Annotated in this window: 15 protein-coding genes; 5 read left to right on the top strand and 10 right to left on the bottom strand. The window is 40.9% G+C overall.

Annotated elements, in window-relative coordinates; all coding sequences use genetic code 11:
- The first annotated feature begins 165 nt into the window (after positions 1–165).
- Positions 166–846: a 16S rRNA (guanine(527)-N(7))-methyltransferase RsmG gene (gene rsmG / locus RIC88_RS05880; RefSeq protein ID WP_350216582.1), complete on the top strand. Its 681-nt coding sequence runs from the start codon at positions 166–168 to the stop codon at positions 844–846.
- A gap of 150 nt (positions 847–996) precedes the next feature.
- Here rsmG and RIC88_RS05885 read toward each other — a convergent pair whose 3' ends face one another.
- Positions 997–1,521 (bottom strand): hypothetical protein, encoded by a 525-nt coding sequence (locus RIC88_RS05885; protein WP_350216583.1) that lies wholly within the window; start codon positions 1,519–1,521, stop codon positions 997–999.
- A gap of 142 nt (positions 1,522–1,663) precedes the next feature.
- Complete coding sequence (locus RIC88_RS05890) at positions 1,664–2,188, bottom strand: outer membrane beta-barrel protein (RefSeq protein WP_350216584.1); 525 nt, start codon at positions 2,186–2,188, stop codon at positions 1,664–1,666.
- Between the two features lie 261 nt (positions 2,189–2,449).
- Between RIC88_RS05890 and RIC88_RS05895 the strand changes: the two genes are divergently transcribed.
- The 3 genes from RIC88_RS05895 to RIC88_RS05905 are packed head-to-tail and all read left to right on the top strand — an operon-like array spanning position 2,450 to position 4,121.
- Positions 2,450–2,917 (top strand): outer membrane protein, encoded by a 468-nt coding sequence (locus RIC88_RS05895; protein WP_350216585.1) that lies wholly within the window; start codon positions 2,450–2,452, stop codon positions 2,915–2,917.
- 47 nt (positions 2,918–2,964) lie between these two features.
- Positions 2,965–3,660: an SIR2 family NAD-dependent protein deacylase gene (locus tag RIC88_RS05900; RefSeq protein ID WP_350216586.1), complete on the top strand. Its 696-nt coding sequence runs from the start codon at positions 2,965–2,967 to the stop codon at positions 3,658–3,660.
- Complete coding sequence (locus RIC88_RS05905; protein WP_350216587.1) at positions 3,657–4,121, top strand: nuclear transport factor 2 family protein; 465 nt, start codon at positions 3,657–3,659, stop codon at positions 4,119–4,121. The genes RIC88_RS05900 and RIC88_RS05905 overlap by 4 nt, the downstream gene beginning before the upstream one ends.
- Positions 4,122–4,370: 249 nt before the next feature.
- Here the strand turns inward: RIC88_RS05905 and RIC88_RS05910 are convergent, their stop codons facing one another.
- From RIC88_RS05910 to RIC88_RS05920, 3 genes are read right to left on the bottom strand one after another with little or no spacing between them, the layout of a single operon-like run.
- The gene (locus RIC88_RS05910) at positions 4,371–5,423 is read right to left on the bottom strand and encodes an amidohydrolase family protein (RefSeq protein WP_350216588.1); all 1,053 of its coding nucleotides are present in this window, start codon (positions 5,421–5,423) and stop codon (positions 4,371–4,373) included.
- A gap of 25 nt (positions 5,424–5,448) precedes the next feature.
- Positions 5,449–6,609 (bottom strand): tetratricopeptide repeat protein, encoded by a 1,161-nt coding sequence (locus tag RIC88_RS05915; RefSeq protein WP_350216589.1) that lies wholly within the window; start codon positions 6,607–6,609, stop codon positions 5,449–5,451.
- Positions 6,610–6,656: 47 nt separating this feature from the next.
- Positions 6,657–7,457, bottom strand: coding sequence for a hypothetical protein (locus RIC88_RS05920; protein ID WP_350216590.1), 801 nt, complete (start codon positions 7,455–7,457; stop codon positions 6,657–6,659).
- Positions 7,458–7,870: 413 nt separating this feature from the next.
- Here RIC88_RS05920 and ggt point away from each other — a divergent pair, with 413 nt between their 5' ends.
- Positions 7,871–9,571, top strand: a complete 1,701-nt coding sequence (gene ggt, locus RIC88_RS05925) for a gamma-glutamyltransferase (protein ID WP_350216591.1) — start codon at positions 7,871–7,873, stop codon at positions 9,569–9,571.
- Here ggt and aat (RIC88_RS05930) read toward each other — a convergent pair.
- From aat (RIC88_RS05930) to RIC88_RS05950, 5 genes are all read right to left on the bottom strand, one after another.
- Positions 9,553–10,212, bottom strand: a complete 660-nt coding sequence (gene aat / locus RIC88_RS05930) for a leucyl/phenylalanyl-tRNA--protein transferase (protein WP_350216592.1) — start codon at positions 10,210–10,212, stop codon at positions 9,553–9,555. The two genes, ggt and aat (RIC88_RS05930), sit on opposite strands and share 19 nt — an antisense overlap.
- Before the next feature lie 79 nt (positions 10,213–10,291).
- On the bottom strand, positions 10,292–10,927 hold the full coding sequence (gene aat / locus RIC88_RS05935; RefSeq protein ID WP_350216593.1) for a leucyl/phenylalanyl-tRNA--protein transferase: 636 nt from the start codon (positions 10,925–10,927) through the stop codon (positions 10,292–10,294).
- Positions 10,928–10,931: 4 nt separating this feature from the next.
- Complete coding sequence (locus RIC88_RS05940; protein ID WP_350216594.1) at positions 10,932–11,681, bottom strand: helical backbone metal receptor; 750 nt, start codon at positions 11,679–11,681, stop codon at positions 10,932–10,934.
- A 3-nt stretch (positions 11,682–11,684) separates the two neighbouring features.
- Positions 11,685–12,143 carry a hypothetical protein gene (locus tag RIC88_RS05945; RefSeq protein ID WP_350216595.1) on the bottom strand — a complete coding sequence of 153 codons (459 nt, stop codon included), beginning with the start codon at positions 12,141–12,143 and terminating at the stop codon, positions 11,685–11,687.
- A complete protein-coding gene (locus RIC88_RS05950; protein WP_350216596.1) occupies positions 12,143–13,210 on the bottom strand; it encodes a M42 family metallopeptidase in 1,068 nt (355 codons plus the stop codon). The genes RIC88_RS05945 and RIC88_RS05950 overlap by 1 nt, the downstream gene beginning before the upstream one ends.
- Position 13,211 lies beyond the last annotated feature (1 nt).

The following is a 13,211-nucleotide window of genomic DNA, read 5'->3' on the forward strand; positions in this document are numbered from 1 at the left end:
TCGGAACTAAAAAGAAATGACAAAAAAGAAGCGACACTTCGAACCTTGTGAGAAGTCTCCAGACAGGAAACCAGTTAGCTAGGAGACCTCTCCAGCTGTCGAGGTGACGAAGTTCTTTATTTTTTTGTCATGATTATTTCAAGAATCTTTGTGGAATGAAAACAAATGTTGAAGAGAGCCTGCCTGCGGTCGGCAGGTTCAGCATCACTTAAGCTTAAGCACATCGAAATCATTCTTAAATACTTCCCAGATCTGACTGAAAAACAGCAGGATCAGATCGCACAACTCCAATCACTCTATGAAGAGTGGAATGCTAAAATCAATGTGGTCAGTCGAAAGGATATCGAACAGTTATATGAAAGGCACGTGCTTCATAGCCTGGCCATTGCTCAGTTCACCCAGTTTGTGCCCGGTTCCAAAATCCTGGATGTTGGTACAGGCGGTGGCTTTCCCGGAATTCCTTTGGCGATCTTATATCCTGACGCTCATTTTCATTTGGTCGATTCCATCGGAAAGAAAATAACTGTGGTGCAAGAAGTAGCCAATGCAATTGGACTTGAAAACCTAACGGCTGAACACCAACGAATGGAGAAAGTAAAGGGCAAGTATGATTTTGTGGTTTCCAGAGCGGTAGCTCAAACAAAGCAGCTTTTTATTTGGGCGCACCAGAAAGTGAGTAAAGAACAGCGAAATGATCTGGATAATGGCATGATCCTACTCAAAGGAGGAGACTTAACTCAAGAGATGAAGGAGTTTGGACGGAGGTATATTGAGAAAGATCTTTCAGACTATTACTCAGAAGAATTCTTTGAAACAAAAAAGATTATTTACGCTCCTGTTCATTAAAAAAATAGAGTGTCATCCGAATTCAACATCCCCCGTACCCCCTTCAAAGGGGAATATCCCCTTGAGGGGATTATAGGGGTATTAATTGAAAGTTCTTGAATTTTAGAAATTACCTTTTGAGACATCCCCTTGGTTTAATGAATTCTCTATTTAGAAGTAAAGATTTAATCCCACATTAACTCCGAATGTATTACTATCTATAATATCATCATCAGAGGCCATGCCATAATTTAAGCTGGGCTCAATGGCAATGTTGTCAACAATCCAAATAGGGTATCCGGCCTCAAATGCCAAAATTCTGAAGTTAACTTTCACCGGAGCTCTGGCAAATACTTCTTCACGGCTCGCTGCGGCATAAGATGCTCCAACAAAGAAAGTTCCTTTCACATAATATCTGACAAACGGTCCGATAAAAGTTGTCGTGTTCCCATCAAAACCTTCTTTCACTTTTTCATATCCAACCGTAACTCCAGCAGCAAGATTATCTATTAGAAAAGAGCCGGCTCCTAACTCTAAATTAAAATTTGTGATTTTATTCAATGTTGGATCATCATAGCTTGTAGATGTATATCCAAGATTGGTAGATGGTCCTATAAGCCATCCACCCTGATCGGTTTGTGCATTAGCAAATCCGAAAACCACTACCAGAGTAGCGGTTAGTAATTCTTTTTTCACCGTTGTTTTTATTGTGATTGTACATATATGTAAGTTATGCACACCTTAATCAGTAAAAAATATCTCTATCTGCAAATATTTTTGTCAAACAAGCATAAAAAAACCCTTCCGGGCAGGAAGGGTAGGATTAATATATTCTAATTTAGAAGTAAAGATTAAATCCTATGTTTACTCCAAATGAATTGTTATTCGTAATGTCGCTACCTGAAGCCATATCATATCTAAGGCCTGGCTCAATTGCTACATTATCAACAATCCAAATAGGATATCCAGCTTCAAGTCCAAGTATACTAAAGCTAAAATCTGAACTGCCACCAGTAAATTCGTTCTTTACTTTCGCAGCAGCGAATGATGCTCCCACATAGAAAGTACCATTCACATAGTATCGCGCGAAAGGTCCAAATGCAGTAACTGTTGTCTTGTCATCACCCTCTTTCTCATTGGCAATTCCAATATTTAATCCTGCTGCAAGATTATCCATTATGAAATAGCCTCCTGCTACTTCAAAATTGAAGCTAGAGGTATTGTCAGCTCCAGGTGCATCATAGCTAGTAGAAGAAAATCCGAGATTAGATGATGCTCCTACAAGCCATCCACCCTGATCTGTTTGTGCATTAGCAAATCCGAAAATTGCTACTAGTGTAGCGGTTAGTAATGATTTTTTCATTTTGTTTTTTATTTTGGTTGTACAATGCGTGCAATATATGAAGAGGAATTGAAGTTTAGAATACCGTATGATAGGTATTTTTATCCGCGTATGTAAATACACGAATATATGCCTCAGGATTAAGAAAATAGCCTTTCAAAGGCAATTCCATTACAATTTCGGTACTATTTTTCATTTATTTTGAATAGGAAATGTTATTTTATGACTATGAATAATCATATTTTATTGTGTTACATTTATAGAAATAAAACCAAATCAACTATGAAAAAATTAATCTTATCAATCATTCTCTTTACCGTAATATCACTTGCCTCACAAGCCCAATCAAAAGTAGGAGTAGGTTTAGCTTATGGCTCAGAAATTGAGAGTGCAGGTATTGGTGTGAATGGAGAATTTGCAGCAACAGATGTTATAAACATTGCGCCAAGCTTTATTTACTATTTCAAAAAGAATAATGTCACATGGTGGGAACTGAACGGTAACATCAACTATATATTTAGTGAAAGTAATGCCACAGTATATGGAATTGCTGGTCTGAATATAACAGGAGTTAAAGTTGATGCGCCGGGATTTGGAAGTGCTAGTGATTCAGAACTAGGACTTAATCTTGGTATAGGCGCCAACTTTGATGCAGGCGGATCAGTAACCCCATTTGCTGAGGCGAAGTATGTTTTAGGAAACGCTGATCAACTATCACTCTTTGGCGGTGTGCGTTTCCCGCTGAACTAAAAAGAACATTCTCACTAACTTAAAGCTTCCAAATGGAAGCTTTTTTTATGAAGCAAAAAATAGTTGTACTTACAGGTGCCGGAATAAGTGCGGAAAGTGGTCTCAAGACCTTTCGTGATTCAGGAGGTCTATGGGAAGGGCACGATGTTACGAAAGTTGCTACCCCTGAGGCATGGGCTACAAATCGAGCGATGGTTCTGGAGTTTTATAATCAACGTCGTAAGCAGGCATTGGAAGTAAACCCCAATCCCGGTCATTTTGCTCTGGCCGATTTAGAAGAACAGTTTGATGTAGTTGTAATCACTCAAAATATAGATGCGTTGCATGAGAAGTCAGGAAGCACAAATGTGCTGCACCTGCATGGGGAAATAAGTAAGGTACGTAGTTCGCTTGATCCGGAGCTTATCTATGAACTAGATGGTTGGGAGTTGAAAGAGGGGGATAAATGCGCAAAAGGCTCACAGCTTCGTCCACACATAGTATGGTTTGGGGAACCTGTACCAATGATGGAGCCCGCGATTCAAGAAGTATTAACTGCTGATATTTTTATCGTAGCAGGTACATCCTTAATTGTATATCCTGCAGCTGGACTTTTGGATTTTGTTCGCCCAGAAGTACCCAAGTTTATTATTGACCCTAAGATTCCCGAAATTGCAAGTGGCCATAACTTTTATCTTTATGAAGAAGCGGCCAGCACAGGACTTCCAAAAGTGAAAGAGCATCTGATAGCAACATATTTATGAGTAAATCAACACTAGAGAAATTTTATAAGTCATTTCAGCAGTTAGATTCAAAATCAATGGCTGATTGTTACCACAAGGACGTGACATTCAATGATCCGGTATTTCAAAATCTTAATTATAAGGAAGTAACCGGCATGTGGGAGATGCTAATCAAACGATCCAAGGGACAACTCGAGATAGATTTTCATACTGTCATGGGAGATTCAGAAATGGCGCAGTGCATCTGGGAAGCCGACTATGAATTTTCTAAAACCGGAAATCCGGTTCATAACATCATTCACACCACCATGGAATTTAAGGACGGGCTAATCATTAAACACATGGATGAATTTGATTTTTGGAGATGGTCAAAAATGGCTCTGGGGCTTACCGGGATATTGATGGGATGGTCTCCCTACCTTAAAAATCGAGTAAGCAAAGTGGCTAGAATGTCTTTGGATAAGTATTTGAAAGAGAATTAGTTTTATTTAACCGGAGTTCGAAGTAAGAGTATTGATACTATTTTCTGAGAAATTCCGCCCTTCAGGCCGGGCCGATGCTTCGGAGACTAGAGGGTGTTTTTAATCTTCAAATCTGTGGAATAATCAGCAAAACACCCATATAATCCTCTCAAGGGGATATTTTCGTGAGCAACGAGAAATCTATAAAAAATTAATAGTTAGGTATTTGTTAAGGGGATTTCTCCTATCGTCGAAATGACGCAAACGTTCCTACTTCTCTTCCATCAAAACTTTTAATAGCTCCTTGTTTTTACTTTCACCCATACCCAGCCAATCCAGTGTTGACTGATAGAAAATATTATCTAAATCCTGCTGAGGAATATCCATCTCCTCAATGAATTTCCCAATCTCCAGATCACCAAGAGGGAATGGGTAATCAGACCCCAGGCACACTTTTTCTGATCCTATTAAATCAATGACATATTGCAAATAGGTAGGATCATGCGTGATGCTATCTACCCAGAATTTTCCGAGGTATTCGCGTGGATTTACGTTATTATGAACAGCAACCAAGTCAGGTCGGCAATTAAAGCCATGCTCCAGTCTACCTATGGTCGCCAATAGCGAACCGCCTGCATGCGCAAAGCACACACGCAATTTCGGGTAGCGTTCAAACACTCCGCCAAAAATCATGGAGGCTGCTGCTCTGGCTGTCTCTGCCGGCATTCCTACAAGCCATGGCAGCCAGTATTTCTCCATGTATTCTTTCCCCATCATTTCCCATGGGTGAACTAAAATAGCCATCCCCAAGCTTTCACATGCTTCATAAAATTCGAAAAAGCGAGGTTTGCTGAGATTATGATTGTTGATGTTTGAGCCTATCTGAACACCGGGAATTCCCAGTTTTTTAAGTCGCTCCAGCTCTTTAATTGCCAAATCCGTGTCCTGCATCGGAATCGTTCCCAACCCAATATAATGCTTAGGATTCTCATCTTGAACCTGAGCAATATGATCGTTCAGAAACATAGATAGATCAAGGCAATCATGGGCATCTGCCCAGTAGCTAAACATCACCGGAATGGTACAAACTACCTGAACCTGGGTGTCAAATTTCTTATACTCTTCAATTCTCAGCTTTTCGTCCCAACAGTTTGATTGGATTTCCCTGAAAAACTTATCCCCCTTCATCATTCTTGCCGCTTCCGGCTTATGATGCAAAAGGTGAATAAAGTCTCCATATCCAAACTTATCAGCGAAATTTGGAATATTGTGAGGGAGGATATGCGTATGCATATCTATTTTCAAACTTGTTTTATTTGCCATACTACAAAGATAAAAAGAAATTTACCTACTGGCTACCACACTGCTTTTCCAACATTTCAGCAGCCTGCTCCATCCCCAGTTGATCTGCTTTATTTAAATAATTACAGCCCTTTTCTTTTTCATCAAGACTCAGATATGCCATTGCTGCGTTGAACCATACATTTTCATAACTCGAGTCAACAGAAAGATATTGCTCGTAGAAACCAACAGCATCCTGATATCTCTTTTCATAAAAAAGAGCATTACCAATAAGATAGAATGCTTCAACACGTGCTGGCTCCAATTGTAAGGCTTTGATAAAGTCTTGTCTGGCTTGTCCATGGGCTCCAGTCCTTAATAAAGCCTTACCCCTGCTCAAAAAAGCCAAATCATCTTCGGGATTGGCCTCTATCGCTTTGGTGTGATACATAACAGCCTTGCTGAAATCTCCACTTTCATAGGCATTGGCCCCAACGAGGTTTAACATTGGCGTAAATTCTTCATCGGAAATTAAGGAGGTAGGCAGTTGGGTGGACTCATCGAGGATAGCCAGGTTGTACCAGGCATGATAATTTCCTGAATCCAATTGAATGGCCGACTTTAAGTCAGCAATTGCAGCATCCTCCCTTCCCATTTTAGCATAAAGCTGGGATCGATTGATATAACAATCTGCAATAGTGTCAAATTCAAAAGCTTTCGTAAAATCATTCAATGCTTTATCCCACTCTCCATTTTTCTGATAAGCCATACCTCTGTACTGGTGAACCTGACTAATCATAGTCTGTAAAGTGGTAAGAAAAGTTCCGTTAGCTCCTGATGGATCAGTACCATAATAGATGGCGTTTGTTTCTGATCTATGATGGTTTTCCAAAACAAAAGTGAAGTCCTTAATCGCCTGCTCAGTGCTTGCCGAATTGTAGTAGATAAGACCCTTCTTAAAATAGGCTTCCAGATTGTTAGGATCCTTTTTAATTACAGCTTCATAATCTGCCAAAGCCCTTAAGTCTTTATTCTCTGCCTCGTGGATCATCGCACTAAGAAAGTACTCTTCAGCAGTTGGCTTTTGAGCCAGACACTTGTTGATAAAGTATCGAGCAGAGTCTATTTCTTTTTCGCTGTAATTAGCTCGCGCTAAATCATAATTGTCCTGAGAGCAGACAATTGTGTAGCAAAGAATCGAAACCAGGTAGGTGGATAATGATTTCATGAGGTTGAGGTTTTTCATAATGAAAAACGAACCTCTTGCGTAATAGGTTATAGCACTCGTTGAATTTGCATGCTACTCTCTTTGTTCAGGTGATGGAATTTTCCTTTTTCCATTTTGTAAAAACTGATTGCCATCACCAGAAACAACCCTGTACCTTCAGGTATAATTCGATTATCTATCGAGATCATGCCTGTCATGGGCTCAGTAGGAATCTTGAGTAAAGGAAGCATGGCGCTATCATAGGTACCATACTTTCCATGAAGATCCTTATTAACCGGCACATACCCCTCTGCTTTTTGATCAAACTGATAATCTGATAATGCAATAAGGCGTGCGGTAATCTTAAAATTGGTAGCCCCTTTCGGACTTTTAAATGTTTTTTCTGGGATGAAAGCCGGGAAGTGAAGAATCACCTGCCCTCTTTGTGAGCCCGGTTTCACAAAATACTTTGCACCGAAAATCTTCTCATATGGTGCTTTTGAGTTGAACTCAAATCCATTAAGTAGATGCCCATGTTTGCTAAGGAACAAAGGTCTGGTTCCCGTTTTCCCCTCTTCCATTTTTGCCAGATTACGAAACTGTGCTGTCAATTTTCCGGAAACATATGTTTCACAAATTTCCGACATTCCGGTTGATAAAGACTGGCGCAAAGTTTTGGCCATCATGGAGGCTACACCAAATTCTTTCTGATTATTTCTTAGCTCTTTGTAAGATGCTTTGGTTTTTATTTGACTGGCTGTTGGGCCACCTTTTTTTGCTATTATTTCACGATCCACACCCTTCAATTTATATCTTCTGTAACCTTTCGGAATTTCAATTTCCAATGGAGTTCTAGGTGAATCTTTCATAGTTGGTTAGTTGGCTTTCTTGGTTGACTAGATCATTTTTTCGCTTAGGGCTGATGAAGATAATCATTAGACCCGTAACAACAAAATTTTTCGTTTCAGTAATTGCTTTATCGAGGACTTCATTAGCCCTTGATAAAGACAGACTTATGAAAAAAGTCATAATTCTTTTCCTATAACGCTGTTGTCCCGTCATTTTTTTACCGAATAGACGTTGATTAGCTTTCACTCTGATTATGATCAAAAAAATACTTTTAGCAATAATTGTAGTAGGCTCCAGCCTGGCCATCCCATCTTGTAGTACAGGATCACATACGGTGAAGGTGGTTAAGCCAAGGAAGCACTGGTTTCCCTACGATCAGAAAAAACATCGAACAAGAAAGCGCACTAAAATTGTGCGAATGAAATCCTAAACCATGAAGCACCTTAAATTCACTATCCTCCTTTTTCTTTTTTTTGCCTGCCAGTCACAGCGATCATATACGCCTATACCATCCGAAACCGGGCCTTTAGGTGAAAACGCCATGATTTCATCGGCTCATCCATTGGCGACAAAAGTCGGCCTGGAAGTACTGAAAAATGGCGGGAACGCTATTGACGCTGCAGTTGCTGTCAAGTTTGCGCTGGCAGTTGTTTACCCGCGGGCCGGAAATATTGGCGGTGGTGGTTTTGCTGTATACCGGATGAACGATGGCACAATTGGGTCATTGGATTTTAGGGAAAAAGCTCCACAAGCCGCTAATCGTAATATGTATCTGGATGTAAACGGTAAAGTAATAGAGGACATGAGCACAATCGGTTACAAAGCAGCCGGTGTTCCCGGATCGGTTGATGGTATTCTAAAACTTCATAATAAACTGGGCACCCGGCCACTGTCAGAACTCTTACAACCAGCTATCAATCTTGCCTATTATGGATTTACCATAACTCAAGATCAAGCCGACGAATTCAATGAAAAAAGAGAGGTCTTTGCCCAGGTCAATGGCTCTGATTTTTTTCTGGTGAAAGATCAGCTATGGGAAGCCGGAGACACTATTAAGTTTACTGAACTGGCCGGTACGCTAACTCAGATCAGGGACCATGGTAGAGAAGGTTTTTATGGGGGCATTGTGGCAGATCAGATTGTGAAAGAAATGCAATACGGTGGAGGGTTAATCACTGAGGCAGACCTTAAAAATTACAACGCAAAATGGAGAGAACCTATTGCTGGTTCTTATCGAGGATATAGAGTCATTTCCATGCCACCCCCTTCCAGTGGTGGTGTAGCGCTGCTGCAACTTTTACAGGGTGCTGAGCAATACGACATTCAAAAAATGGGTCACAATACCACTGAGACTATTCACCTGATGACAGAGCTCGAACGAAGGGTTTACGCTGACAGGGCAACCCATTTAGGTGATCCCGACTATTATGACGTCCCTGTCAAAATGCTTTTATCTCCAGATTACAACAAAGAACGTTTTTCGGATATTTCTTTGAAAAAGAAGACGGATTCTCAGGAAATAAAAGAAGGGGAAGTGGAAATTATTGAGAGCGTAGAAACGACTCATTTTTCCATCGTTGATCCTGAAGGAAATGCAGTATCACTAACCACCACGCTCAATTCATTTTTCGGGTGCAAAGTATATGTAAAAGGTGCAGGTTTCTTCTTGAACAATGAAATGGATGACTTCAGCGCTAAACCGGGAGTGTCAAACCAATTTGGATTGGTCGGTGGTGAAGCCAATGCTATTCAACCGGAAAAACGGATGCTCAGCAGCATGACTCCTACTATTGTGGAAAAAGATGGGGAACTTAAAATGGTGGTTGGCACCCCTGGAGGAGCCACAATCATTACTTCTAATTTTCAAGCAATTTTGAACGTGATCGATCATGGGATGGGTATGCAGGATGCAGTGAATGCAACGCGGACACATAGCCAATGGCTACCGGATAGAATCCTGATCGAGGAGAGGCCGTTAGATCCAAGGGTTGTTCTAAAGTTGGAGAAAATGGGGCATGAAATTGAGCCGAGAGAAGCAATGGGTCGAATGGATTGCATCCTTATTAGAGAAGATGGGAAACTGGAAGGTGGAGCAGATTATATGAGGGGTGATAATTATGCGGAGGGGTTTTGAACGTTATCCAAATACTTCAAGAACTCATTCCTTTCGATCATCTCTGCACCCATACTCGCCATGTGATCGGTGTATGCCTGGCAGTCATATAATTGTCCTCCCTCTTCTTTGAATTTTTGTATGAAAACGATCAGCGCAACTTTGGAAGCATTGCTCGCTTTCGAAAACATGGATTCACCACAATAAACGGTCCCCAAATTTATCCCGTACATGCCACCCACAAGCTCATTATCTTTCCATACTTCCACTGATTGAGCATGTCCCAGTTTATTAAGCTTAATGTAAGCTTCTACCATTTCTTCTGTAATCCATGTGCCGTCCTGACCGGACCGTTGCATTTGCCTGCAGCTATTGATTACACCTTCAAAATCCTGATTGAAAGTGACTGTAAATTCTTCTTTTCTCAAAACACTACGCATGGATCTGCTGACATAAAGTTTGTCTGGAAGTAAAACAAAACGTGGGTCAGGACTATACCACATGATCGGCTCATCATCATTGTACCAGGGGAAAATACCTGATTGGTAAGCCAGCATGAGTCGATCCGAACTCAGATCTCCTCCAATGGCCACCAAACCGTCTTTATCAGATTCAGAAACAGGTGGAAAATATAAGTCATCAGTCAGTTGAAAGGTCGACATTGGAAAGTTGAATTTTAAACTCACCATCAATTTATTCTAAATTGACTTAACCTTTAGGTAATACCTCCTCCGATTTCTGCTACCTTAAAAACCCAAGGTAAGATTCTCTACTAATTTCCTCCGCACCCATACGCGCCATATGATCTGAGTGTACCTGACAATCAAATAGCTGACCTCCTTCAGTCTGGAACTTTCGGATAAAATGGATCAATGCCAGTTTCGAAGCATTGCTGGATTTTGAAAACATAGATTCCCCGCTAAACACCTCCCCAAGCCTCACTCCATACATCCCTCCCACCAGTTCTTCGTCCTTCCAGACCTCCACAGATTCGGCAATCCCCATATCATGAAGACGTGTATAAGCCAACTCCATTTCATCTGTGATCCATGTGCCTTTCTGACCTGATCTAGGTATTTGTTTGCATTCAGCAATCACCAGTTCAAAATTCTGATTGAAAGTCACTTTTATCTCTTCGTTATTCAATACTCTATTCATAGATTTTGAAACGTGAAGGCGATCTGGAAACAGTACAAAGCGCGGATCGGGACTCCACCAAATAATCGGTTCACCTTTACTATACCATGGGAAAATTCCAGATTGATAAGCTAGTATGAGTCTTTCGGGAAGCAAGTCTCCACCTACTGCCACAATACCATCTTCCGCTCCTTCTACAGGTGGAAAAATAAGATCATCTGTCAGTTGGTAGATTGGCATAGGGCTATTTATTCCAATACCTCAGACGACTGCCATACCAGCTATGCAGTTCGCCATCAACCAATGTACACTCTGAATTTGGCCAGAATGCTCTCGCCTCACTAAGATGCTCTTCTTTGAATGGAAAGGGTTCCGAACTGAATAGAATTTCATCCGGATTCAGATCAGTAATTTGCTCAGTGGTTAATTCCGGATAACGCTCCTCGGTGATCAGGTTTTCATAACCTAGATGGGCTAGAAAATGATCAATGAACGTGTTCTTGCCGACTGCCATCCATGGTTTATTCCAAATCAGGTAAATAACCCTGCCCGATTTAGAGTCTTTGACTTTTTCCGTTGCATCTCTGCATTCCTGAATGATTGCTTCTGTCTGATCATTCAAATCACAAATGTGGCCCAGAGCCGACATCATTTCAAACGAATCGTCCAGCGTGTAGATATCACTCATCCATACCGAAAAATCTTTTCTTAACTTTTCAATGCCCCACTTATAGTTTTCCTCCTTATTCCCAATGATCAGGTCTGGTTGCAGTTCACTGATTTTTTCGAACCTGAAATTCTTGGTACCTCCGACAATTGGAATATCCTTCACCACCTCCTGCGGATGAACACAGAACTTGGTACATCCTACTACCGGAGCTCCTATATCTAACAAAAATTCGGTTTGAGAAGGCACTAAAGAAACAATCCGACGGGGTGGAGAGGCTATTTTCACCTCTCGTCCCATCTGATCGGAATGAGTTTTAAGCTTCATCAATCAATGACCATGACCGGCATGCGAGCCGCTTTCGAGACGCTCGAAGAGTTCATTCATTAAAGCCTGATTTTCATCTAGAGATGACTTTATATCCGGAATCTTGGTATCAAGTAAAAAATAAGTTTTCAAGGAATCCACTTTTTCTCCTCCTATAAATGTTGCCTGGAAGAGCTTTTCATCTGATTTGGTAACCTCCAATTGAAAGCTGTGCTCATCAATAATCCGACTTTCCAAAAGGGAAAAGTAAAGTGAATTGCCTTCTCTTTTCAGATCATAAAGCAGGAACTGATCAATGCCACTTAGGTAGCTCATGGCTTTATCTTCCCCGAGCCAAAGCTCCATATAATCCCCACTTTCGGCATAGGTGTACCATTTCCCTTTTATAGAGATAGCCTCTTCCTTAGTAGAGCAACTCGCAACAAGAAAAACAAATAAAGCTATGGAAAGTAGTTTCTTCATTATTTAAAATAGGTAAAATCCTGACCATCTTTAATCTGTGCTACTGTCTCATAAATCAAACGTATCACATTCTCCACATCTTCTTTATGTACAGTTTCAACCGTGGTATGCATGTATTTCAACGGCAATGAAATCAAAGCAGATGCTACACCGATATCAGAATATGCAAATGCGTCTGTATCCGTACCGGTAGTTCTGGATGCTGCCATTCGCTGATATGGAATCTTATTTTTCTCAGCTACCTTAAGAATCATATCACGAACGTTATTCTGTACGGCCGGACCGTAGGTCACAGCCGGGCCTTTGCCAGCAGTCATGTCTCCACTCGTGATCTTGTCATACATCGGAGATTGTGTATCGTGCGTTACATCAGTCACAATGGCTACATTAGGCTTGATTCTTCTGGAAATCATTTCCGCTCCTCTTAGCCCTATCTCTTCCTGAACAGAATTCACCACATAAAGTCCAAAGGGAAGTTTCACTTTCTTTTCTGATAGTCTTCTTACAACTTCTGCAATCATGAATCCACCCATTCGGTTGTCCAACGCTCTTCCTACCAAGTATTTCTTATTCATTTCGAATAGCTCATCCTGGAAGGTCGCAACCGTTCCAACATGAATGCCCATCTTCTCTACCTCTTCTTTGCTTTCAGCTCCCACATCGATACAAATATTCTTCAGAGTTGGTGCGTCTTCTTTTTCCTTTCTTACATGGATAGCCGGCCATCCAAAAACACCTTTGATAATTCCTTTTTTAGTGTGAAGGTTCACACGCATGGAAGGTGCAATCTGATGGTCTGAACCACCATTTCTTACCACATAGATGTATCCTTTGTCCGTGATGTAGTTCACAAACCAGCTTATTTCATCTGCATGCGCCTCAATCACTACCTTGTACTTAGCTTGCGGATTTACAACGCCGAAAACACTTCCGTACGTATCAACTTCATAGTCATCTACATAAGGTTTGATATAATCCAACCATATTTTTTGGCCTTCCTGCTCAAAGCCGGTTGGTGCTGCATTGTTGAGGTATTTGTATAGGAAATCTGTACTCTTCTTATCCATT

The sequence above is a fragment of the Ekhidna sp. genome, from assembly GCF_040220215.1.
Classification (GTDB): domain Bacteria; phylum Bacteroidota; class Bacteroidia; order Cytophagales; family Cyclobacteriaceae; genus Ekhidna.